This is a genomic window from Roseofilum sp., from assembly GCF_982964205.1.
The window spans coordinates 1-24101 of sequence record NZ_CEZBFX010000011.1 but is presented as its reverse complement, the minus strand read 5'-3'; the positions used below and the strand labels follow the sequence as shown (position 1 = coordinate 24101).

Sequence of the window (24101 nt, the reverse complement as noted above, 5' to 3'; positions counted from 1 at the left end):
AGTTGATTATAATGAGTAGATTATTATAGCTAAGTCATGCCATTACTCTATGAGGTTGCACTTTAACAAGAGGCTTAAGACCCTTGTCTGTCAAGGATATATTAGTGCAAGATATCATAAGATGGTATAATAAATAACTGAAAACTGGAAGAGACCAAGTTGTTCTCAGCCCCTTGTCTGTCCTAATAGACTCACGCACTGCTATAACACGTAGCCAGTAACTTACGGTTTTGGTATCAACTATGAAGAAAAAACAGAGAGAATCATCGGACAAAACCGCTGAACTCTTGCCATCGAAAAACCATAACCGGGGTGCATCCAATCAGTCATCAACTGCCTGTTGGTCGATTTTAGCGATCGATCGAGATCCACAGATTTACCAGACTTTGACGGAGAAATTTCAGGATTTTGTATTTCAAGGAAAATCCTTGAAAGTCGAATGGATAAAGAATAGAAAAAAAGCGCAAAGTTATCTAGAAGTCAATCCAGATTTTAGCATTGTTTTTATCGATCTAGATCTAGACAAACCCAGGGGTGGGTTAGATCTGGTTCAGTGGATTAGAGAAGATTGTGCCAACTCATGCCATCGCCTTATTGTCTGTGCAACAGAGCCGGATCGAGCCTTAGAGTTTTCTATATGGCTCAATTATGAGATTAATGATTATCAGCAGAAAGATCAGCTCAATCAACAAACGTTAGGGATCTGTTTATTAAAAAACCTACGTTCCGATCAAGAAATTCAAGACTTAGAAAACAAACGCCAAGAACTCACTGTTTTATCAACCCAACTCAAACACTTAAATCAAACGTTAGAGGCTCAAGTTAAATCTAGAACCCAAGAGCTGGAAACCAAAACAAAGCAACTAGAGCAAGAAATTAGCGATCGCACCCTCGCCGAAACCGATAAGCGAGCATCCGAAGATAAATTTTCCATTGTCTTTCAGTGTACCCCACACCCCATTACCATCACCTCCATGAAAGATGGGCGACACCTAGAAGTCAATGATGCCTTCCTAAGAACCACCGGATATACCAACGAAGAAGTCATTGGGCGCACCGCCGTAGAATTGGAACTCTGGACAAAAATGGAACAGAGAGTCAACCTCTTTGAAACCCTAGTGAGTCAGGGCTTTATCCGCGATTATGAATTTGAATTTTGTACCAAATCCGGAGAGCGCCGCATTACCTTACTTTCTGCCGATATCATTAAACTCAGAGGAGAAGATTGTTTACTGTCGGTCACCAATGATATTACCCAACGCAAACACGCAGAAGAAGCCCTAGCCAAATCCAAAGAAACAGCAGAACAGGCGAATCAAGCCAAAAGTGAGTTTTTAGCTAATATGAGCCATGAACTGCGCACCCCTTTAAATGCGATTCTTGGTTTTACCCAAATCATGAGTCGAGACCCTTCACTCAAACGAGAACACCAAGAAAATTTAGAGATTATTGGGCGATCGGGAGAACATCTTCTAGAGTTGATTAATGATATTTTGGAAATGTCCAAAATAGAAGCAGGTCGAGTGACCCTCAATCCCAGTAACTTCGATCTCTATCGCCTGCTCAAAAGTATTGAAGAAATGCTTCAGCTTAAAGCCACGTCAAAAGGCTTGCACCTCCTCTTTGAACGGGACTCCTATGTGCCCCAATTTATTGGTGCAGATGAAGGAAAATTGCGCCAAGTTTTAATTAATTTACTGGGGAACGCGATTAAATTTACCCAAGATGGGGGGGTTGCCCTGCGGGTAAATGGACAATCAACAGTAGAAAATCAGGAAGAGACAACTATTGAGTTTCGAGTCGAAGATACAGGACCAGGAATTGCCCCAGAAGAGTTGCATCAACTATTTGAACCCTTTGGGCAAACGGAAACCGGGCGTAAATCCCAACAGGGGACTGGATTAGGATTGCCCATTAGTCGTCAGTTTGTGCAGTTGATGGGGGGAGATTTGACCGTGACTTCCGAAGTGGATCGCGGATCGACCTTTACCTTTTCCATCCAAGTCAAATTAATAGATTCAAGTGAGATTGAGTCCTCTGTTCCCACTCGTAAGGTGAAGGGATTAGCTCCTGGGCAACCCACCAAACGGATCTTAGCTGTAGACGATCGCCAAGAAAGTCGGATGCTACTGCTGCAACTGTTGGGCAATTTAGGCTTTGAGGTGGAGATGGCTTCTAATGGGCAAGAGGCGATCGCCATCTGGAAACGATGGTACCCCCATTTGATTCTCATGGATATGCAAATGCCAGTCATGGACGGTTACGAAGCCACCCGACAGATTAAAAGTACTTCCAAAGGTCGCAGTACCCTCATTTTTGCCCTCACAGCCAGCGCCTTTGAAGAAGAACGCAATTTAGTCCTCAGTGCTGGATGTGATGAATTCTTGCGTAAACCCTTCCGAGAAAACATTCTCTTAGAAAAAATTGCCCAACATCTGGGAATTGAGTATCTTTATCAAGAGAACGACAATTCACCCTCAGAAGCCGATCGACCTCTAGCACGTCCTTTAGAAGACTATCTCGCAGAAATGACACCAGAGTGGATCGAAGAACTCTATCAAACTGCTATTAAAGGATTTGACGATGAAATGGTCTTACTCATTGACCAAATTCCCGAATCCTTAAGTCCTCTATCCCAGCAATTATCAGAATGGGCCCATAATTTTCGCTTTGACTGTGTGGTGTCGTTAATTGAAAAGGTAAGACCATGATCGCAGAACCGGAACTCATGGGGCGCAATATCTTAATTGTGGACGATCTGCCCGATAATTTGCGTTTGCTCTCCAAAATGCTGACACAGCAGGGGTATAAAGTACGAAAAGCCATCAATGGAGAAATGGCGATCGCCTCCTGCACCGCCCAGCCTCCGGATTTAATCTTACTCGATATTAATATGCCTGGCATGAATGGCTATCAAGTTTGTGATGTCCTCAAATCTTCCTCCATGACCGCCCAAATCCCCATTATTTTCTTGAGTGCCTTAGATGAAGCCAACCATAAATTGCAGGCCTTCAAATCTGGCGGACTAGACTACATTACCAAACCCTTCCAAGTCGAAGAAGTCTTAGCTCGGGTAGAGCATCAACTTAGCCTCTGCTATCAACAGAACAAACTCAAAGAAGAACTCGAACAACTGAAACAAGAGGTCAACCAACGACAACAAACGCAACAAAATTTAGAACGGCTAGTGACCGTAGATGAACTCACCCAACTCAGTAACCGTCGCCATTTTAATGATTATCTCAAACAAGAATGGAAACGGTTATTTTCTCTACCTTTCTATACTGGAGGATATCCCCAAGCCCTATCGTTGATTTTGGCTGATGTCGATTATTTCAAACTTTATAATGATACCTATGGCCATCTAAAAGGCGATCAATCTCTACAAAAGGTGGCTCAAGCGATGAAACAAGTTGTCACCTATTCTGGCTCTTTAGTTGCCCGATATGGGGGAGAAGAATTTGCCATAATTTTACCCAATGCCTCGTCAGATTATGCCTTACAAGTGGCCGAACTCATTCGTGTACAAGTGAAAGCCCTCAAAATTCCCCATAGTCAATCGATCGTGAGTTCATATGTTACGGTTAGTTTGGGGATCGCTTGTCGGTTTCCAGATTCCGATTTATCTCCAGAAGACTTGATTTCCAGTGCTGATAAAGCACTCTATCATGCCAAACAACAAGGCAGGAATTCTGTCTATCGATAACGATTTAACTGTCTAAAAACTGTCAACAGTTGTCCTGTCATACCCAGTCTTATGGTGAACAATAATATAGATTCAAAAAATCTTTTAATTGTCGATGATACCCCGGATAATATTCGCTTACTCTCTACGATGTTAGCCGAACAAGGGTATAAAGTGCGTAAAGCTCTCAATGGAGAAATGGCCTTAAATTCTTGCCAGGCCGATCCTCCCGATTTAGTCATTCTCGATATTAAAATGCCCGATTTAGATGGGTATACGGTTTGCGAACGCTTAAAACTTAATCCAGAGACTGCGGAAATTCCAGTGGTTTTTATTAGTGCCTTAGATGATGTGATTGATAAGGTCAAGGCCTTTCAAGTCGGGGGTGTAGATTATATTAGTAAGCCGTTTCAGTGTGAAGAGGTATTAGCACGAGTTAGAAGTCAATTAACTATTCGAGAACTAACCTTTAAGTTAGAACAGAAAGTGGAAGCTCGAACGGCGGCTTTATTGGGTGCTTTTGAAACGTTACAAGAGACTCAAATTCAGTTAGTTCAAAGTGAGAAAATGGCAACTTTGGGTCAACTCATTGCCGGAATTGCCCATGAAATTAATAATCCCTTGGGATTTATTACGAATAATCTGGCATTTGCCCAAGAAGGAGTACAGAGTTTAATGGAGCATTTGCAACTCTATCAGCAGGAATATCCCCAGCCGACGGAAGCTATTATCGATCACTCGGAGACGATTGATTTAGAGTATGTGTTAGAAGATTTACCCAATATTCTCAATTCAATTAAGATAGGTAGCGATCGCATCCAACAACTTAGTATTTCCTTACGCAAGTTTTCCAGAAAAAATAATGATAAGCCAGTAGAATCCGATCTTCACGATGGACTCGAAAGTACTCTACTTATCCTCAAACACCGCCTCAAAAACAATGGGAATCGAGGAGCCATTGAAATCAGAAAAGAGTATCAAGAGTTACCCCAAATCCTCTGTTATCCCGAACAACTCAATCAAGTATTTATGAATCTGTTAGCCAACAGTATTGATGCTTTAGATGAGCGGTGCGAGAAAAATGGGGGTCGTTCTTCAGAGGAATCCTATACCATTACTATTGCAACCGAATTTATCAGCGATCGCTCCCTCATCCAAATTCGGGTTACCGATAACGGGTTAGGCATCCCTGAAGATATACAAAGTCAAATTTTTGACTATCAATTTACCACCAAACCAGCGGGAAAAGGCACAGGATTAGGATTGGCGATCGCCCACCAAATTATCCAACGCCATGATGGACTTCTTGAATGCCACTCCATTCCCCAACAAAAAACTACGTTTACTATCTACTTGCCCATTAAGAATCAGATTGACTGATGAATCATCTTAAAAAAGTATGACAATATCCTACAATAGACCCATCATGATTGTATCAATCTTAATCGAATCGACTATAGGCGATCGCCCCTTGACCATGATAAACTAGCGCTACATTTAGTGAACTGTGCCATTATTTATGCCATATTGGTTGTTAAAATCAGAACCGACAGATTATAGTATTACGGATTTGGAGCGCGATCGCACCACGGTTTGGGATGGGGTACGCAACTATCAAGCCAGAAACGTCTTACGACAAATGAAAGTCGGCGATCGGGTATTTATTTATCACTCCAATGCCAAACCTCCAGGCATTGTGGGATTAGCAAAAGTGATTACCGAGAATGTTGTCGATCCCACCCAATTTAATCCCCAGGATAAACATTACGATCCGAAAGCAACACGAGAAGCTCCTCGCTGGCAAACTGTGGACATCGAATTTATACAAAAATTTCCCCGCTTGATTTCAATTACAGAATTAAAACAGAGCTTTTCCCCAGAAGAGCTATTGGTGGTTAAACGGGGAAACCGCTTATCAGTGATGCCTATTTTAGATGCAATAGCTGAACAAATTATAGCTTCGATTAACACCGATTAATAGACTTTTGAGTCACGAGCAGAGGTGAGATTAGCCTAATATTAAGCTTGACCGATTTAAATGGGAATTTCGATAATCAACTCTGTTCCCTCTCTCGGCTGAGAAACGCATCGTAACTGTCCTCTATGTTGTTGGGTAATAATTTGGTAACTGGTTGATAACCCCAGTCCTGTTCCTTGACCTACTGGTTTCGTTGTAAAAAAGGGATCAAAAGCTTTTTGGAGATTGGTTTTGCTCATGCCGGAACCATTGTCCTGGATAGAAATTTGTACCCTTTGGGCATCAAGTATAGTGGTCGTAATATGAATGGTAGGATATCGATCGAGTGGATTTTTTTCTAAAGCATCAATCGCATTGGTAAGAAGGTTCAAAAATACTTGATTCAGTTGACTTGCCGAGCAGTGGATAAGAGGCAGTGAACTATAGTTTTTCAGGATCTTAATTTCTGGACGATTGTGTTGAGCTTTGAGACGATGGTTTAAGATCAGTAAAGTATTTTCTAATCCTTCATGAATATCGACTTTTTTATATTTGGATTGATCGAGTCGGGCAAAGTTCCGTAACCCTTGAATGATTTTATGAATGCGATCGCTACCCGCTTGCATGGAATTAAACAGACTCTCTATATCTAAGCGTAAATAATCTAACTCTATTTCTTCTAGTTTTTGGGCGATCGCTGCATCGACTTCCGAGGAGTGTTGCTCATAAAGGCTAACTAGATCGAGCAAATCTTGCACATATTGGCGAGCATACATGATATTGCCGAAAATAAAGTTGATGGGATTATTGATTTCATGGGCAATTCCCGCTACCATTTGTCCTAAAGAAGACATTTTTTCGGTTTGAATTAATTGCGCTTGAGTCTGCTGCAATTGTTGGAGGGTTTGTTCTAATTGTTGGTTATTTTCTTGTAATTCTTGGGTTCTCTGTTCAACTTTCTCTTCCAAGTTGTGACTGTAGTCTTCTAACTGTTGGTAAAGTCGCGCATTTTCTAGGGAAATAGTGGCTTGAGTGCCGATCAGTTTGAGAATTTCTAGGCGATCGCTAGTAAAGGTGCCGGTTGTGAGTTTATTTTCTAAATAAAGAATGGCGATCAGTTTTCCCTGATTCTGCAATGCCAGACACAGTATACTCTTCGGTAAAGATTGGCTTAAGTACTCGTCAGAGGAAAATCGGGATTCCTCGATCGAATGATTCAGGACTAGAGTTTCACGAGTGCGCCAAACTCGATTGATGATAGTTAGGGGGAGTTCTTGAGTCGAAGCTAGGGGGAGAGAGCGCGCCAAAGAACGAATTTGTATGTTGGATGCATCGTCTATGTAGTCGGCGATCGCTTCAATCCATAAACTCTCCTGTTTCGGCAACAGCAAAGCTCCTTTAGTTGCTCCAGCATTTTCGATTAGCGATTGTATCAATTTTGCCAGTAATTGTTCTAGATTTATTTCTCCAGATAGGGCTTGAGAGGTTTTGATCGCTGAAGAAAAATCCAGAAAGATATTTGCCCCTGAACTGGTTGAAGTCAGATGAAGAGAGGTAGACCTAGAGGAATCAAAGTTCTCTTTAGTACACCTTATTTCTGAATTCAGAATAGGAGCAAGTACTTGGGAATACCGTTGTTCCAAGTCTGCGACTTTGGCTTGAGCGCCCCAGTGTGCATAAGCATAGTAAGCATCAATGAGATAAACTTCGGCAACTTCGGGCATCTCTTGTTCAAAATAAAACTCTGCCGTTAACTCACAGGCGATCGCCTCATGGTGCAGATATTCACCTTCCTTTGCACCCACTCTCGCTCGTTTATAAAACTCCACAGCTTCCCACTTTTGACCCAAGTTTCGTGCTTGTTCAGCTTGAATTAGATCGCATTGATGCTGATAATTCAGAGGAGAAAATTTTGCCCAGTACTCCATCTGAAGCAAATTCTGTTCCACGTTTCCCAAATAGTGTTCTGTCTCAACTAATCCACTTTCTCGAACCCCAGCCAGTAAAGCTAAAGATGAATAAAAGATTGCCGGGATGGAAAACAGATTATTGCCATTCTCTTTTGTTTCTGGAATGATTAAAATAGCATTCTCTACAGCATTCAAATAATCCTTAAATAAATAAGACAACATCATTTTAAGGAGATGATAATGGTAGACCAGTACCGGTTGATTTTCGTCTATAAGTTTGTGTACTCTTTGCAACTCCCCCTGTGAATTATCCCTAAAAAGCTGCGTCGGATTTTCTAAATTTCCCTGTAAATTCTGGATTGTTTGTTGCCAAGTAGCGATGTAATCTAGATGATAATCTTGCTTCAGCCGTTCAATCATCTCTTTATATTTTTGGAATTCACTGCTGACGAAACCTAGATTTTCACCCATCAGAAACAGAAAATGGCAATATTCTGCTGCCGCATAACTCGCGCATTCAAAATCACCAGATTCTAATCCATGTTTGATCCCTTCTAGCTCTAATTCTATACATTGTTTGGGATGTTGTTTCCAGAGCCTAGATCCTCCAGCAACAATATTTAGCACTTGAGATTTAATCTCTGAAGTATTGAATCGTTCCATTAACTGAACAGACAGTTCACCCAACTGATATCCAAGCTCAAGATCGCCGAACCCTTCACATAACAACATACTATACCAACCATAACCAACAATTGAAGAGGAACAGTTGCCGTATGTTAGAGACAGATCGACCATTGTAAACGTAATTTGTTTCAATAATTCGGGATTGACCATCCAAGCGGTTGTAATAATATTAGTCAACAGATCCATTGCCGCTAACTTGTAAGGATCTGTCATTTCGGGTAGATCGATGAGTTGTTGTAAATTGTTGATTTGATCGCGAGGGTCGTCCGATAACGTGATTTCCAACATCTCCAAAACTTTTAGACCAGAATCTATCACATTCTGCATCTTATTTTGACTGATATCAGCCTGAATTAAAATGTTATATACTTCAACTCGATCGAGAAGAGTTTTCGCTCGTTGAAGAACAATTTCAGCGAGACGTTCAATGCCTTCAAAGTTTGTACTTAAAAATTCGGACTCTAGGGTGGCAATATACAGAGCTAGAGTGAGATCGTACTGAGTTGACCAACTATTTTCTCCTAAGAACGATCGCCCCGCATTGGCATATTCTCTAGCTGCGGCGTAAGCGGTTGTACTTTTAGCTTTTTGAGCAGCTAGCAAATTGAGTTGGGCAATTTCATCTCTCTGGGCGCGATCGCCGATCAGTTCCTCTGCCCTATTGAGATGATCAACAATTTCAAAAACATTCTCGACATCTGTATCTAGATGTTCCCAAAGCCGGCAACCAATTTCTAAATGAGTTTGTTTCCTTTGGTCTTCTTCAATTAAACTATAGGCAGCTTGTTGAACTCGGTCGTGGAGAAATCGATAACAGGGATTTGAAGCATGAATTGTAGATTGAGGTAGAGAATTGTGCAAATAAAATTTATAGACATCACTTTCGGGTAAAATAAAACCTTCAGCTAAGGATGACCATAAATGGACGGCTGTTTCTTCTGGAGTCTTTTGACCCGCCAGCGCTAAAGTTTTGAGATTAAATTTATTGCCAATACACGCTGCTATTTTAATCATTTCTTGGGTTGTAGGTGATAATTTTTGTAATCGACCCATCATGAATCCCACGACATCATCGGTAAGCGTAAGCTGACGCACTTTTGACATATCACATTGCCAAGACCCCACATTGACATTAAATTCAATCGAACCATCGTCATGTAACCCCTTCAAAAACTGTGTTGTAAAGAAAGGATTTCCCTTGGTTTTTTGATAGATAAAATCGGCCAAAGGTGAAGCAACTTCAGCAGAACATCGCAACGTATCAGCCACTAAATAGGCAATTTCTGGCTTACCTAATGGATTCAGAGTTAAGGTATAGGGCGTTATCCCCTGTTTCTTAATTTCCTCCAAGGTTAACATCAGGGGATGGGCAGGGAAAACTTCATTATCTCGATAGGCTCCAAGAAGCAATAAATATCCCGCTTCTGAATCACCCATCAGCAACTTTAAGAGATTCAAAGAAGCATAATCTGCCCACTGTAAATCATCCAAAAATATGACCAGTGGATGCTCTTGGGTTGTGAAGACACCAATAAACTGGCTAAAGAGTAAATTAAATCGGTTCTGGGCAGCACTCCCAGAAAGTTCTTGGACTGGGGTTTGTTGGCCGATAATCTGTTCGAGTTCTGGTATGATATCAACGATTACTTGCCCATTCTCTCCCACCGCTTGTAGGATTTTTGCTTTCCAGGTGGCTAATTCTACATCGGAATCCCCTAACAATTGTTCGATCAACTCTTGGAATGCTTGCACCAAAGCAGAGAAGGGAATATTACGATTAAATTGGTCAAACTTTCCTTGAATAAAATAACCTCGCTGTCGGACAATGGGTTTATGGATTTCGTTAATGACTGCGGTTTTCCCAATCCCAGAAAACCCAGCAACGAGCATCATTTCTGTTTCTCCAAAGCTGACTCGCTCAAAGGACTCTAAAAGAATTTGTACTTCTTGCTCTCGTCCGTAGAGCTTTTCAGGAATCAGGAAACGATCGCACACATCCCGTTGTCCGATCGCAAATCCGGCAATCTCGCCAGTAGCCTGCCACTCCTGCAAACACTGTTCTAAATCATACTTTAATCCCAAGGCACTTTGATAACGGTCTTCTGCATTCTTAGCCATCAACTTCAAGACAATATCCGACAGCACTTGAGGAATAGTTTCCCGACTCCCTAATTCCGCAGGCATTTTCGCCAGATGACAATGCACTAATTCCATGGGATCGTCACTTTTGAAGGGTAATTCTCCTGTGAGTAATTCAAAAAAGGTCACCCCCAGAGAATAAAAATCACTCCGATAGTCAATTCCCCGGTTCATACGTCCTGTTTGTTCTGGAGAAATATAAGCTAGAGTTCCTTCAAGGACATGGGGATTCATCAATTGTTGTTGCTCTTTGGGCAGCAAACTGGCAATACTGAAGTCAATCAGTTGAACGTGGTGAGTTTGGGGATGAATCAGGATATTGCTCGGTTTAATGTCTTTGTGGATAATTCGTTGTTGGTTCAAATAATCCAGCGTATCGGCTAATTGAATGGCAAGGATTAGAAACTCGGATAAACTGTGATGAGAGTGCTGCCAATACTTTCCAAGGCTGATTGCGCCCTCATCTGGCATCACTAGGGCATAGCCGAGATTGCAACGTTCCAGGGCAAGGGGTTGGACAATTCCAGGATGTTCTAGATGAGAGGCGATCGCATACTGGTTGCGAAATTTTACCAGTTCATTGAAGGTAGGGTGCTGATTACGTAGGACTTTGACAATGACCGGTCGGCGATCGCTCACTCTTACTCCGCGATAGACCATTGTCCGGCCACCACTATAGACCAATGTCACTTCTGCATAATTTTTTGAATCAAGACTTATCATTCGGCAATAAGAGTTCAAATAATACCCTCAATATAACAAATTATGAGGTTAAGCAAATGGGATGATTTTATTTATGGACAGTTCCAGGAAAGGACAAAACTGGATTTTTCTGATTCCCTATTCCCTATTCTTTAGGATACCGAATCGGGATTTCAATTATAAACGTCGTTTCCCCAGCAGACGAGACACAAGAGAGAAAACCTCGATGCTTTTCCGTAATAATTTGGTAGCTAATTGATAGTCCTAAACCTGTGCCTTGACCCACGGATTTTGTGGTATAAAAAGGATCGAAAAGCCTAGCTTTAGTTTCCGCATTCATGCCCAATCCGTTATCCGTAATCCGAATCATAACATTTTCACCAGCCACTCTAGTTTCAATCGCAATCGTAATCCCAGGCGGATCTTCTGATTTCAGAGTGCGTGATTTCTCTTCTAACGCATCGATCGCATTAGTCAAAATATTCATAAATACCTGATTCAGTTGTCTGGCATAACATTCGACCAAAGGCAATTGACCATAATCCTTAATCACCTCAATTTCTGGCCGCGAACCGATCGCCCGTAAACGAGGATTTAAAATACTGAGAGTGCTCTCAATACCTTCATGCAAATCAACCGCTTTCAGTTCCGATTCATCCAAACGGGAAAAAGTGCGTAAAGATTGGACAATTTCCCGAATGCGATTAGTTCCGACTTGCATAGAATGGAAAATTTTCTGACAATCTTCTTGAATAAAATCTAAATCAATCGCTTCTATTTCTGCTGCAATCTCTGGATGGGGCTGGGGGTAGTAACGTTGATAGAGGCTCACCAAATTCATTAAATCCTGGCTATAGTCTCGTGCGTGGGAAATATTGCCATGAATAAAATTCACCGGATTATTGATTTCGTGGGCAACTCCTGCCACCATTTGTCCTAAACTAGACATTTTTTCACTTTGGATTAACTGAGCTTGCGTCAATTTCAGTTGCTCTAAAAGCCTTTCGAGTTCTTGAGCGCGAGCTTGACTTTGGGAAAGTAGATCGGCTTGCTGAAGAGCGATCGCCACTTGAGCAACCACAGCTTTGAGAAAATCAACTTCATCATCTTGCCAAGGACGCACCTGTTGACTCTGAATACAGGCAATAATCCCAAAGCGATCGCATTCTGTAGCAATAGGCAGCACCAGCATAGACTGATTCCCTAACACCATTAACTCGTCTCGGATAGCCAGATCTTCAACCGTAGAAACGTCATCAATCTTGATAATTTCTTGACTTAATAGAAGGTGTGACAGAGGGCCAAAATTAGCCGCAGGATGTTTCCCCACAAAACTAGGTAAGCCTTCAATAGTGACTTCAGTAATGATATCCCAATAGGCTTGATCCTCTTGTTCTACATACGATGCAAAATGAGTCCGATCTACTTCTAAAAACTGTTGAATTTCATATACAGTTGTATGCAGAATCCGATCGAGATCTAGGGAGGTACGAATTTGATGGGCAATTTGATTGAGTAATTCCGATCGCTCGGCCTGTTTTTCAATCCGTTGCGCTGATTGAGTCAGAGCAATCTCCGACATTTTTCGACGAGTATCATTGAGTACCGATCCGAGTAATCCGATGGCCTCTCCGCGATCGTTTCGCCAAATCTCTCCCATTAACCGCAACCATTGAATTTTACGCTCTGAGACAACAATACGGTGTTCAATACTAAATTCTTCCTCTTTCTCCAACGTTTGTTCAATGACATGCAAAACTCGATCGCGATCCTGTGGGTGAATCAAGGCAACATAATTTTCAAATCTGCCTTGAAATGAGCCTGAAGGTAACCCCAAAATTCCTTCTACACCATCAGACCACATCACATCATTTGTGTACCGATTCCAACTCCAACAGCCCATTTTTCCAGCTTCTAGGGTCATTTGTAATAAAGTGTCTTTCTGACGTAGCGCTCTTTCAGCTCGGATTCGTTCTATTTCTGCTCCCGCTCGTGCTGCAAAAACTTCTAAAATGGAAGATTGCAGATCTAGATCTTTTTCCATAGGTTTAGTATCCAAAACTGCAATAAATCCCAACAATTCTTCTTGGGCATTTAAAATAGGCATCCCAACATAGCTTTCTGCTCCAATATCCACCAAGTATTGATCCTTAGGAAATTGGAACTGAAGATCCTGTAGATAACAACAAAACGTCTTATTTTGGACTATTTTATTACAAGGAGTATCTATGAGATTATACTGACTCTTTTGACTGAATTCTGAGCCTTCCCAACCGGCTAGTACCTTGGCTAAGGGTTCACCGTCTTGGGAGGTCACTTCAGCAATAAACGCATAAGAAACGTCTAGAGCTATGGCGATACATTTAACGCAGGATTGGAAAAAAGCTTCTCCCGTTTGCGAGGCGGTTCCTTCTACAATAGAGTGCAAGGCCTGTTCTTGTCGTTTGCGATCGCTAATTTCAATACTCATCCCATCCCAGACCACTGCACCGTCAGTTTGTCTTTCGGGTCGAGCAATAACTTGTACCCATTTCAGGATGGATTCGTCAGTAATAATTCGATGTTCATGTTGAAATCTTCTCAGGGAAGTTCGTGATTCTTCTATTGCTTGTTGTAGGGAGGGCAGATCCGTGGGATGAACGGAATTAAAACAGGCAATAAAGTTCTCAGGATCGATTCCATAAAGATCTCGACTGCCTTCGGAAACATAAGGGAAGGAACGAGTGCCATCCGCTTCGATCCGAAATTGGAAAATTAATCCAGGGAGATTATCGATTAACCGTTGTAATCGGGCTTGAGTCGCCTGTAATTTTTGCGTACGATCGTTGACTTGCTCTTCCAGCTCTTGATTCAGCTTTTGTAACTGTTGCTCGGCAATTACGCGATCCGTGACATCAATAAATGTACCCAAAATACCAACGACTTCTCCCGATTGATCGTGCAAAGGAATTTTATTCGTTTCTACCCAATGATGGCTGCCATCCTGGTGTTGAATCGATTCGATAATTTTCAATTCTGGGGTATCGGAGTCCATAATCCGGCGATCGTCGCTCTGATATTTTTCTGTTTCTTCTGGTTTCCAAGGCAAATCATAATCCGTTTTTCCAATCAGCTCTGAGGAAGAATTTAAACTAGCAAATTCGGCAAAATATTGGTTACATCCCAAAAAGACACAGGAACAATCTTTCCAGAAAATTGCTTCCGGAATATGGTTAATTGCTAAGTGTAAAAATTTTTCTGCTTCAGAGTGATAGCCTTGTAAACGCTCTAAGTCCGCTTTAACCTTTTGCAGTTCCTTAACCGTGTCTTGCCAATGTTGGTTTACTCTGGCTAAGGCTGCGTGTAGATCTTGGTTTTGGGACTCAAGGATAGCAATCTTCTCTTGAGCATTAATAAATTTTGATGACATAATATAGCAAAGGAGTTGCACTTAACCCTAAATTAATCCCCGAAGGCTTACATTTGAGTTGTTCTTTGAGCGACTCAGCCTGATTGAGTACCTTAATCGCAAACTGACTCTTAAATTATACTTCTAAATCAGGATAAGAGCAAAAAATCTATGAACTCTTTACACTCTCAGTTGTTTAAATTAAGCCTAACTCTTGGGATAATTTGAATAAGAGATCCTCTGCCGAGTTATCGACCAGTTCCGCATCTAAAATATCAAACGCTTCATGGTCTGGTTCAGTCGTATTTTGAGAATGATTTGCCGAATCCGAGGAGGGTGTCCCCTGGGTTTGAACCGTTTGAATGGTTTGGGATAACTGTTGGCAAAATTGACGCTCCCGATGTTGAGCTTGGGAGAGGGCCTGTTTTTGCTGGTCATTGATGGCGATGAGGCGATCGCATCGCTCGGTTAATTGAGTGATTTGCGATCGCAACTGCTCGATCTGCTCCCTGTAATCTGGAGAGTGCCTCAGTTCCGAAAATTCCTCCTCCAACTCACCTAACCGCTCCTCCACCTCACCCAACCGCTCTTCCACCTCATCTTCATCCTGCTGCTCAAAAAACTCTCCCAAAATCTCATTGACAGCCCGACTATACTGGATCTTGCCCTGACTTTGGCGATACTCATCCAGAAACTCCTCATTCTCGGTTGTCAAATAAACCGTAATCTTCTTCTTTCGCGACTTCATCATAGAATTAAAAAGATGTAACCAAACCATACCTCTAAGACCAAGGCCTATGACCAGGATTGAGACCAAAACCGACCCAATGGTTATCAACATGGGGCCGCATCATCCCTCCATGCACGGAGTTTTGCGGTTAATCGTCACCCTCGACGGAGAAGACGTGATTGACTGCGAACCAGTCATCGGTTATCTCCATCGAGGTATGGAAAAAATCGCCGAAAACCGCACCAACATCATGTTTGTCCCCTATGTTAGCCGTTGGGATTATGCAGCAGGGATGTTTAATGAAGCCATTACAGTCAACGCTCCCGAACAATTGGCAGGGATAGAAGTCCCCAAACGCGCCAGCTATATTCGGGTCATTATGCTCGAACTCAACCGTATTGCCAACCACCTTCTGTGGCTTGGCCCCTTCCTCGCTGATGTTGGCGCTCAAACGCCCTTTTTCTACATCTTTCGGGAGCGAGAACTCATTTATGACCTCTGGGAAGCAGCCACAGGCCAACGCCTCATTAACAATAACTATTTTCGCATGGGCGGTGTAGCAGCCGACTTACCCTACGGTTGGGTCGATAAATGTATCGACTTTTGCGACTACTTTGACCCCAAAGTGGATGAATATGAAAAGCTGATTACCAATAACCCCATTTTCCGCCGTCGGATTGAAGGAATTGGTACTATTTCCCGGGAAGAAGCCATCAATTGGGGACTTTCGGGACCCATGTTACGGGGTTCGGGGGTGAAGTGGGATTTACGCAAAGTAGACCACTACGAATGCTACGATGACTTCGATTGGGAAGTCCAATGGGAAACGGCTGGTGACTGCTTTGCCCGTTATCTGGTGCGGATTCGGGAAATGCGAGAATCGCTTAAGATCCTTCGCCAAGCCTTAAAAGGACTACCCGGTGGCCCCTACGAGAACCTCGAAGCCAAACGCATGGCAGCCGGGCCAAAATCGGAGTGGAGTGGCTTTGATTATCAATTTTTGGGTAAAAAAGTAGCGCCAACATTCAAAATTCCCTCTGGAGAACATTATGTTCGCCTAGAGTCTGGAAAAGGAGAATTAGGCGTATTTATTCAGGGATGTGATGATATGTTTCCTTGGCGCTTTAAAATTCGGGCGGCTGATTTTAATAATTTGCCAATTCTGCCCCATTTGTTGCGCGGCATGAAAGTGGCCGATATTATGGCGATTCTCGGTAGTATCGATATCATTATGGGATCGGTCGATCGCTAAGTGAGACAGCAGTGTTTGCGCTTTATGAGGCACATTTCGATCCCCCTAATCCCCTTTTCTAAGGGGGGATTTAGGGGGATTGTTCTTACTGTATCTCATTAGATCGCAAACCGCCGGATGTATTACTTAACACAAAAAGTGAGGTACTATCTATACTAGGACGAGGCTTTGTTGGCAGCTATTGTTAAGTAAAGGGATGGATGTGAATGCTAGGAATGGCGACAGCACTGCTCTAATTCATGCCTTGACTTACTACAATTGGGTCGCTCTGATATCTTAAAGCTATTACGCGAACAAGTGGGCGATCGCGCTAAAGAATTGGAAGAAGAAGAAAATCCTCGCGCTGATGTGGAGTATGACTATCCTGATTTTTCCGAGCGCGGGCGCAATCCTGCCTATGCGGAAGCAGTGCAAGAATTAGCAGACATCTGCGGCGATAAACCGATTGAGTTTGGCGATCTTGAGGGTGGATTTTACATCAATGTCAGGACGAATAAACACAAAGATTTAGATGTGGAAGCGGTGCAAAATCAGTTCCTGGCTGGGATTCTATATGTTTGCTTCGAGTCGCAATCTCTTCGATCGCATCACCTTTTGGTGGGATTAAGAGCGAGTTTAAGTCAGATAATTCATCGGATCGACGGGAGTGCCATTCTCCCGCACTTCAAAGTGTAAATGGGGGCCAGTGGACAGTCCAGTCGATCCAATCGCGGCAACTACATCCCCTTGACGAACCGTCTGTCCTTCCCGTACGTATACCTCACTGGCATGGGCATAGAGCGTGGTAATTCCATTACCATGATCGAGAATCACCGTATTTCCATAACCCCCATACCATCCAGCGTATAGAACAATCCCATTTTGAGCCGCATAGATAGGAGCGCCATAGTCAGCCGCAAAATCTAGGCCATTATGAAACCGTTGCACGCCGAAAATGGGGTGAGTTCGCCAGCCAAAATTACTGGAAAATTCCCCATAACTGGGGGTAAGCATTTTTCCGGGTTTGAGTCTAAGCACTTTCTTCCGTAAGGACAAGGATGAAGTTTCCAGGCGCTGGCGAATTAAAGATTCTAAGTTTTGAGAGTCTTTTTGTAATTGAAGATAGGCGGCATCTAGAGCTTGTCGATCGCTATTCAACCGTTCAATTAATTGGACTTGAACTTGGCTTTGCGTGTGATAATCGCTTTTTTGATTGATCAATTGTTGACGCATTAGTAACAATTGATTATAGGTTTGTTCAATGTCTAGGGTTTGTTGTTGCGTCTCATCCAAAATCGTTTTAACCGTTAGCAGCAGTTGGCGATCGGCCAGTGCCAGTTGTGTTAACCGATGACGACGACTGAGAAAGTCGGTGAGGGTTTCACTCTGAAGTAATATGGATAACCCCGAATGACGCGGTTGCCGTTGCAGAAATTGGAAGCGGGCGATCGCGCCTTCAGCTAAGTCTTGATACTCTAGTTTCTGGCTGTGTAGTTCTCCTTTGAGGCGATCGAGGTTTTGGGTAGTGCCTTCAATTTGATCTTCAATCCCCTTAAGTTGACTTTCCGTCAGCTTTAAGGTACCTTCAAGACCTTTCAAGTGTTCTTGAGCGGCTTGCTCTAAGTGCTTCAAGCGCCCTTGTTCCTTAGAAATCAGTTTTTGATCCTGTTCGAGTTGTTGCTGTTGTTGTTGAAGCTGATCGACTGAAGGTGACGCAAAAGCGATCGCACTTCCTGAGAACCACAAATAAACCATCATAGAACCCGTAACCAGGAACTGGAGAAACCTTTGCCTCATCTTACCCAACTCCACAACTGACATACTTAATCGATTACCCATTACCTATTTCCCATTACCCATGATCGATTACCAGCACCCAGCACTATAAAACTTATAGCGTAAAACCATGCTATTTTAGTAAGCGACTCAATGCCTAGAAATCAATTGGCCACAAAAAATAATCAACACTATTTTAGTAATTTGGAGCCACTACTATGGGATTATTTGATGCATTTCGCAAAGAAACGGTAAAAAGCCAACTTACCCTTGGTCCTGCGGAAGCCTTTGCTGCCGTTATGCTATTAGTAGTTGCCGCAGATGGTTATTTAGCTGATGATGAAGTTCGCCTGCTCAATACAACTCTTAGCCGTATGAGACTCTTCCGCAGCTATTCTGATGATGTGATGCGGCGCATGTTTGACAGTCTTTGTGGAACGCTGCGGCGCGATGGTGGAAACGTTCTGTTTGATGCAGCGATCGCCACTCTACCCCATGATTTGTATGATACGACTTTTGCGATCGCCACCGATCTAGTCCTCGCCGATGGCCAAGTCAGCGACGAAGAAGAAGACCTTCTCGGTAGTTTATGTCGCGCTCTAGAATTACCCGATACTCTCGTCAATCAAATCATCCAAGTCATGATGATCAAGAATAAAGGATAACGATTCCTATCTTAGATCTAATTCTTGCTGGAAATAATAATTACTTTTGAGAATCTGAATTAAAAGTTTTCCCGATTCCCTTAATGATTAATGAGTAAGGGTGGGTGTACCCACATCTATAGATGAAATCAAGAGATTGGGTTCATCCACCCTTACCATCAACTCCCCATCAACCCACCAATAGATTTCATCTTTTCCCCTAAATCAGGTCTTGAAACTTTTAGGTAGTGAGTGAGGATATGGAACTTATTTAAATTTAACGGGCGCTGCTACGAGATCTCGATAATTTGGCATTGCGTTGGGCAAATGTCAACAGCAAATACACAACCATCAGATACATAGAAGCTAAGGCAACAATCATGAGGGGCAAACCAGTGTACATAGGGCATCAGTTAAGTAGCGGAGTAAGGAACAAGCACAAGGATTTCAAAGCTGAGGTAACCTCCAGTTAAGCCAGCGGCCAGTCTGACTCTGGAGATAGACTTAAACCAGTCCACTTGATCGCTTTAAACTGCTCTGCCAAGGACTTTTTATCCTCTTAAATATAGGGGGTATATCTAGAAGGACAACTGTCCTGACATCCCCAAAAAATATACAAACGCCGATTCAGGCGCTGATAGCCCCCCAATATAACAGACTCGGAAAGAGACCCAACTCTAAAAGAGGGCATAGTAAAACCGAGAACAGCTTACTACAGCAGTATCCTTCCACCAACAAGACTTATATTGAGGTTAACGTCTATCAGCCCTAACTTGTACGACTTTGCAGTTTTCCAGTTGGGTTACTGAGTGATTTGAAATCCTTATTATTTAATCTAACACAAAACTTTCAACTTGCTGAGGGAATATTGCCCAATTTGGAAAAAAAATCCGAAAATCGGAGATCTGCCCCCTTATTAGCTCAATAAACTTGGTTGCGGACTCTTGAACCACACCATTGGTACTCGGTGAGACTCTCTCGATTCTAATTCCCTGACAAACGGCAACATGGTATTAGAATAAATATGTAAAGTTTCGTAACTAACGGCAGAGTCAGCTTAATTCATGACCTCAACGACCTCCTTATTCCATCCAGTTGAAGCAGACGTTGATCTGCTAACGGAAAACTTGAAACAGTTGGTTAGTGCGCGTCATCCCATCCTGTTTGCAGCCGCTGAGTATCTCTTTGGAGCAGGAGGGAAGCGCTTAAGACCCGCCATTGTCCTCTTAATCTCTAGGGCAACCACTGCCAACCCAGAAATTAGCGATCGCCATCGGCGTTTAGCGGAAATCACCGAAATGATCCATACAGCTAGCCTCGTCCATGATGATGTGGTGGACGAATCGGATCTACGCCGGGGTCTACCCACAGTTCACAGTAGTTTTGGCAATCGTATCGCTGTCTTAGCTGGGGATTTCCTGTTTGCCCAATCTTCCTGGTATTTAGCCAACTTAGATAATCTTGCGGTCGTCAAGCTGCTATCAGAAGTCATTATGGATTTGGCTGAAGGAGAAATTCAACAAGGACTGAGACGATTTGATACGAGTTTATCCCTGGAAGAGTATTTAGAAAAAAGTTATTACAAAACTGCATCGCTGATTGCCAATAGTGCAAAAGCAGCCGGTGTTTTGAGCAGTGTCTCCGAACAGATGGCCCAAAACTTATATGTATATGGGCGTAATTTAGGGTTAGCCTTTCAAATTGTAGATGATATTCTCGATTTTACCGGTTCTGATGAAGCGCTGGGCAAACCCGCAGCTTCGGATTTGAAAAACGGCAATCTCACAGCTCCCATATTATATGCCTTGGAAGAACACCCAGGTTTAGAGACCTTGATTGAGCGCGAATTTAAGGAACCTGGAGATTTAGAACAGGCTCTAAGTTGGATTGATCAATCTCAAGGATTACCGCTCTCCCGCGAGCTAGCAGCTAAACATGCTCGTTTGGCTCGTGAATCTTTAGCGGATCTACCGAAAACAGAATCTTACGAAACCCTGATCAATCTTACCGACTATGTGCTACGTCGTTTATATTAGGCTTCTTGTACAAGTCAGGGAATAGGGAATAGGGGAAACCGGGTTCCACCCTTTCCTTCAATAGCCCGTCAATCGTGTTATCCCATTGGCTTGATTCTAGATTGAGGATTTGACAACATCCACCCATCTTTTGATCAAGCTATATTGGGAGGAATATTTGAGATGGGAGGAGTGGAACTTGAAGAGAGTTGAGCCAAATAAGATTGAATTAAATTTTTCACATCTTCAGCTAACACTTCTACCCCCGCTTGCAAATTACCTGGAGTTTCAAAGAACACTAAACTATCAATTGGTAACGTCACCATTTGAAATAGAAGGGCAGTAATGGCGATCGCTACAGCCATCAAGTTAGGATCTTCTTTAGCCGAAGCAGATTGAGCCGCATCTTTGAGGGTGGGGAAGGCGTAAATCACCTTTTTCGTTAATTTCGGTTGTTCATTATTGCGTAGGGTAGTAAACACCCACTCCCCACTGACCGATTGCAAAATATAATATTGGGAGTGTTGCAGTTCTTGGGCTAACCGTTTCAGGGCTGGAGCGATCGCCGCTATGATCTGAGGAGTGTGGCCATCTTGAGGTGCTTGATCGATTAAAGTTTGAATCTGGGCATCTAAATCCATAGATTAAGCTTTGGTAGTGTCGTCTCTCTAGTCTAACCTCATTCAAGCCGACTTTTGCATTGGCTGAAACTGAATCAATGCAAAAGCCGAGAATGCAATCCCACGATCCTTACTTGATGAAGCTTCGCAGAAACCCCATCAAAATTAGTACAAAGTAGGGAGATCCGAATCTAGGGTACGGTGCAGTCGTCTAGGCAAACCAGCTTTCATCTTCCAAAATTGTACAGTGACCCCCTATTTTATGTAACTTCTCGCTATCCTTTATTATCAACAATGACGACTGTACTCGAACAAGGAACCATCAGTATTCATACTGAGAATATTTTCCCGATTATCAAAAAATCCCTCTATTCTGACCATGAGATTTTCTTTCGGGAATTAGTCTCTAACGCAGTAGATGCGATCGCCAAACTCAAAATGGTCTCTCACACCGATGACTTTTCCGGTGAAGTCGGAGAACCCGAAATCGTAATTACTGTTGATAAAGAGAAGAAAACCCTCTCTATTAGCGATAACGGCATCGGCATGACGGCTGATGAAGTCAAAAAATATATTAACCAAGTTGCCTTTTCTAGTGCGGAAGAATTCCTAGAAAAGTATAAAGGAACCACAGAAGAAGGCATTATTGGCCACTTTGGTCTAGGGTTTTATTCCTCCTTCATGGTTGCCAAACAAGTTGAAATCGATACTCTGTCCTATCGCAACGGAGCGCAAGCGGTTCACTGGACTTGTGATGGTTCCCCAGCATTTAAACTGGAAGATTCGGAACGCACCACCCGGGGAACCACAATTATTCTCACTCTCATGGACGAAGAGGAAGAATACTTAGAACCCACTCGGATTAAGCAGTTGGTGAAAACCTACTGTGATTTTATGCCGGTTTCCATTAAGCTCGACGAAGAGCAAATTAATAAACGGGATGCCCTATGGCGCAAATCTCCACGAGATCTCACAGATGAAGACTATCTAGAGTTTTATCGCTATCTCTATCCGTTCCAAGAAGAACCCCTACTCTGGATTCATCTGAAAACGGATTATCCCTTCTTGCTTAATGGGATTCTCTATTTCCCCAAACTCAAACCCGATGTAGATGTCACCAAAGGACAGATCAAGCTGTTCTGCAATCAGGTGTTCGTCTCCGAGCATTGCGAGGAAATTATTCCTAAGTTCCTGCTTCCCATGCGAGGGGTAATTGATAGTCCCGATATTCCCCTAAATGTGTCGAGATCTGCCCTTCAGATGGATCGCACCGTTCGGAGAATAGCAGACTTTGTAGCGAAGAAAGTCGGCGATCGCCTAAAAGAACAATATCGCGACTCCCGCGAAGACTACATCAAGAGTTGGAAAGACCTAGGTACATTCGTTAAATTTGGCTGCCTCAACGACGACAAATTTAACGGCCAAGTCGAAGAGATTGTCATCTATCGTACGACCTGGGAAGGCGAAACCACTGAAAGTTCCCCAGAAGTCCAAGTGCAAGCCGAAGAAGGCGACGCTTGGCAAGAAGTTCAATCCAGCAACAAAGACGCTCAAGGTCATACCTATACCACCTTAAAAGAATACCTAGAGCGCAACAAAGAACGGCACGAAAATCGAGTCTTCTACTGCACCGATGAAGTGAACCAAGGAACCTATATCCAACTTCACCAAAATCAAGGTTTAGAAGTTCTCTATATGGACTCCTTCATCGATCCTCACTTTATCAGCTTCCTAGAGCGCGAGCATTCTGATGTCAAATTCTCCCGCGTGGATGCCGAAATTGATGAGCAACTGTTGGAGCAGGACAAAGACAAAGAAATTGTTGATCCCAAAACCAATACCACTGCCAGCGAACAGATTAAAGAACTGTTCGAGAAAGCCCTCAATAAACCCAAACTTCAGATTCGTACTGAATCATTGAAAGGCAATAATAACGAGCAAAACCCACCCGCAATGGTGTTATTGCCGGAATTTATGCGCCGTTTGCAGGAAATGAACGCCATGTTCCAACAAGACACCGCGAAGTTTCCAGAGGAGCATATTCTGTTAGTGAATACAGCTCATCCCTTGATTCAGGATTTGTTGCGGTTAAGTCAAGGCACGATTATTTCCGGCGAAGGAACCTCTCCTTCTGCCGACTTAGCCAATCTGATTTGCAATCAAGTTTATGATTTAGCTTTGATGGCGCAAAAAGGTTTTGATTCGGGTGGAATGAAGTCTTTTGTCGATCGCTCCACTCAAGTCTTAACCCGCTTAACCGCGAAAGCATAATCATCAATTGTGGATTAGGGGTAGATCGATCTACCCCTAAATCATTAATCTATATCGATAAAAATCTTTCTATTATCAATTTCTTTTTTTCAATTAATTTATCAATAAATTGACTATATTCGTATTTCAAAGAAAGTCTGCTAGAGAATGTACTCAGGGTAAGCTCATCTAATTGGGTAGCGAATGTACTTGACAAAATCTGAATCCTATAAATTAGCACAGAATTAACCGAATTTGGATAGTATGGTCTTGACATAAACTTCTCAGAAATTCATCAGCTTAAGATTATGACTCAAGGTTTTGCCCCAACCCTCCAATCAGACAACCAGAAGAAAGTCACTTCAAC

14 protein-coding genes are annotated in these 24101 nt (G+C 42.7%); 9 read left to right on the top strand and 5 right to left on the bottom strand.

Features of this window, described 5'->3' with window-relative positions; all coding sequences use genetic code 11:
- The first annotated feature begins 242 nt into the window (after window positions 1–242).
- From AC3A14_RS05150 to AC3A14_RS05135, 4 genes are all read left to right on the top strand, one after another.
- Window positions 243–2711, top strand: coding sequence for a hybrid sensor histidine kinase/response regulator (locus AC3A14_RS05150; RefSeq protein WP_318731344.1), 2469 nt, complete (start codon window positions 243–245; stop codon window positions 2709–2711).
- Window positions 2708–3706 carry a diguanylate cyclase domain-containing protein gene (locus AC3A14_RS05145; RefSeq protein ID WP_318731345.1) on the top strand — a complete coding sequence of 333 codons (999 nt, stop codon included), beginning with the start codon at window positions 2708–2710 and terminating at the stop codon, window positions 3704–3706. Before AC3A14_RS05150 ends, AC3A14_RS05145 begins: the two co-directional genes overlap by 4 nt.
- 51 nt (window positions 3707–3757) lie before the next feature.
- Entirely contained in the window at window positions 3758–5065 is a 1308-nt protein-coding gene (locus AC3A14_RS05140; RefSeq protein WP_318731346.1) for a hybrid sensor histidine kinase/response regulator, read from the top strand.
- 139 nt (window positions 5066–5204) lie between these two features.
- Window positions 5205–5663 (top strand): EVE domain-containing protein, encoded by a 459-nt coding sequence (locus AC3A14_RS05135; RefSeq protein WP_318731347.1) that lies wholly within the window; start codon window positions 5205–5207, stop codon window positions 5661–5663.
- Window positions 5664–5719: 56 nt separating this feature from the next.
- On the opposite strand, the gene AC3A14_RS05130 is transcribed toward AC3A14_RS05135, so the two are convergent.
- The 3 genes from AC3A14_RS05130 to AC3A14_RS05120 all read right to left on the bottom strand — a co-directional run bounded on the left by AC3A14_RS05130 (window position 5720) and on the right by AC3A14_RS05120 (window position 15219).
- Entirely contained in the window at window positions 5720–11101 is a 5382-nt protein-coding gene (locus AC3A14_RS05130; protein ID WP_318731348.1) for a trifunctional serine/threonine-protein kinase/ATP-binding protein/sensor histidine kinase, read from the bottom strand.
- A gap of 124 nt (window positions 11102–11225) precedes the next feature.
- Window positions 11226–14489 carry a PAS domain-containing protein gene (locus AC3A14_RS05125; RefSeq protein ID WP_318731349.1) on the bottom strand — a complete coding sequence of 1088 codons (3264 nt, stop codon included), beginning with the start codon at window positions 14487–14489 and terminating at the stop codon, window positions 11226–11228.
- 175 nt (window positions 14490–14664) lie between these two features.
- Window positions 14665–15219, bottom strand: coding sequence for a hypothetical protein (locus AC3A14_RS05120; protein WP_318731350.1), 555 nt, complete (start codon window positions 15217–15219; stop codon window positions 14665–14667).
- Between the two features lie 46 nt (window positions 15220–15265).
- Between AC3A14_RS05120 and AC3A14_RS05115 the strand changes: the two genes are divergently transcribed.
- Window positions 15266–16450: an NAD(P)H-quinone oxidoreductase subunit H gene (locus AC3A14_RS05115; protein ID WP_318731351.1), complete on the top strand. Its 1185-nt coding sequence runs from the start codon at window positions 15266–15268 to the stop codon at window positions 16448–16450.
- Between the two features lie 258 nt (window positions 16451–16708).
- On the top strand, window positions 16709–17125 hold the full coding sequence (locus tag AC3A14_RS05110) for a hypothetical protein (protein WP_318731352.1): 417 nt from the start codon (window positions 16709–16711) through the stop codon (window positions 17123–17125).
- Here the strand turns inward: AC3A14_RS05110 and AC3A14_RS05105 are convergent.
- Window positions 17066–18268: a murein hydrolase activator EnvC family protein gene (locus tag AC3A14_RS05105; RefSeq protein ID WP_318731353.1), complete on the bottom strand. Its 1203-nt coding sequence runs from the start codon at window positions 18266–18268 to the stop codon at window positions 17066–17068. The two genes, AC3A14_RS05110 and AC3A14_RS05105, sit on opposite strands and share 60 nt — an antisense overlap.
- Before the next feature lie 155 nt (window positions 18269–18423).
- Between AC3A14_RS05105 and AC3A14_RS05100 the strand changes: the two genes are divergently transcribed.
- Window positions 18424–18870 (top strand): tellurite resistance TerB family protein, encoded by a 447-nt coding sequence (locus tag AC3A14_RS05100; RefSeq protein WP_318698290.1) that lies wholly within the window; start codon window positions 18424–18426, stop codon window positions 18868–18870.
- A gap of 1043 nt (window positions 18871–19913) precedes the next feature.
- Window positions 19914–20885: a solanesyl diphosphate synthase gene (gene sds / locus AC3A14_RS05095; RefSeq protein ID WP_318731354.1), complete on the top strand. Its 972-nt coding sequence runs from the start codon at window positions 19914–19916 to the stop codon at window positions 20883–20885.
- 134 nt (window positions 20886–21019) lie between these two features.
- Here the strand turns inward: sds and AC3A14_RS05090 are convergent, their stop codons facing one another.
- Window positions 21020–21505 carry a hypothetical protein gene (locus tag AC3A14_RS05090; protein ID WP_318698292.1) on the bottom strand — a complete coding sequence of 162 codons (486 nt, stop codon included), beginning with the start codon at window positions 21503–21505 and terminating at the stop codon, window positions 21020–21022.
- Window positions 21506–21778: 273 nt separating this feature from the next.
- Between AC3A14_RS05090 and htpG the strand changes: the two genes are divergently transcribed.
- Window positions 21779–23755: a molecular chaperone HtpG gene (gene htpG / locus AC3A14_RS05085; protein ID WP_318731355.1), complete on the top strand. Its 1977-nt coding sequence runs from the start codon at window positions 21779–21781 to the stop codon at window positions 23753–23755.
- Window positions 23756–24101 lie beyond the last annotated feature (346 nt).

Coding starts and splice junctions, on each gene's coding strand:
- AC3A14_RS05150 (WP_318731344.1), top strand. CDS start 243: ATGAAGAAAAAACAGAGAGAATCATCGGACAAAACCGCTGAACTCTTG.
- AC3A14_RS05145 (WP_318731345.1), top strand. CDS start 2,708: ATGATCGCAGAACCGGAACTCATGGGGCGCAATATCTTAATTGTGGAC.
- AC3A14_RS05140 (WP_318731346.1), top strand. CDS start 3,758: ATGGTGAACAATAATATAGATTCAAAAAATCTTTTAATTGTCGATGAT.
- AC3A14_RS05135 (WP_318731347.1), top strand. CDS start 5,205: ATGCCATATTGGTTGTTAAAATCAGAACCGACAGATTATAGTATTACG.
- AC3A14_RS05130 (WP_318731348.1), bottom strand. CDS start 11,101: ATGATAAGTCTTGATTCAAAAAATTATGCAGAAGTGACATTGGTCTAT.
- AC3A14_RS05125 (WP_318731349.1), bottom strand. CDS start 14,489: ATGTCATCAAAATTTATTAATGCTCAAGAGAAGATTGCTATCCTTGAG.
- AC3A14_RS05120 (WP_318731350.1), bottom strand. CDS start 15,219: ATGATGAAGTCGCGAAAGAAGAAGATTACGGTTTATTTGACAACCGAG.
- AC3A14_RS05115 (WP_318731351.1), top strand. CDS start 15,266: ATGACCAGGATTGAGACCAAAACCGACCCAATGGTTATCAACATGGGG.
- AC3A14_RS05105 (WP_318731353.1), bottom strand. CDS start 18,268: ATGGGTAATCGATTAAGTATGTCAGTTGTGGAGTTGGGTAAGATGAGG.
- AC3A14_RS05100 (WP_318698290.1), top strand. CDS start 18,424: ATGGGATTATTTGATGCATTTCGCAAAGAAACGGTAAAAAGCCAACTT.
- sds (WP_318731354.1), top strand. CDS start 19,914: ATGACCTCAACGACCTCCTTATTCCATCCAGTTGAAGCAGACGTTGAT.
- AC3A14_RS05090 (WP_318698292.1), bottom strand. CDS start 21,505: ATGGATTTAGATGCCCAGATTCAAACTTTAATCGATCAAGCACCTCAA.
- htpG (WP_318731355.1), top strand. CDS start 21,779: ATGACGACTGTACTCGAACAAGGAACCATCAGTATTCATACTGAGAAT.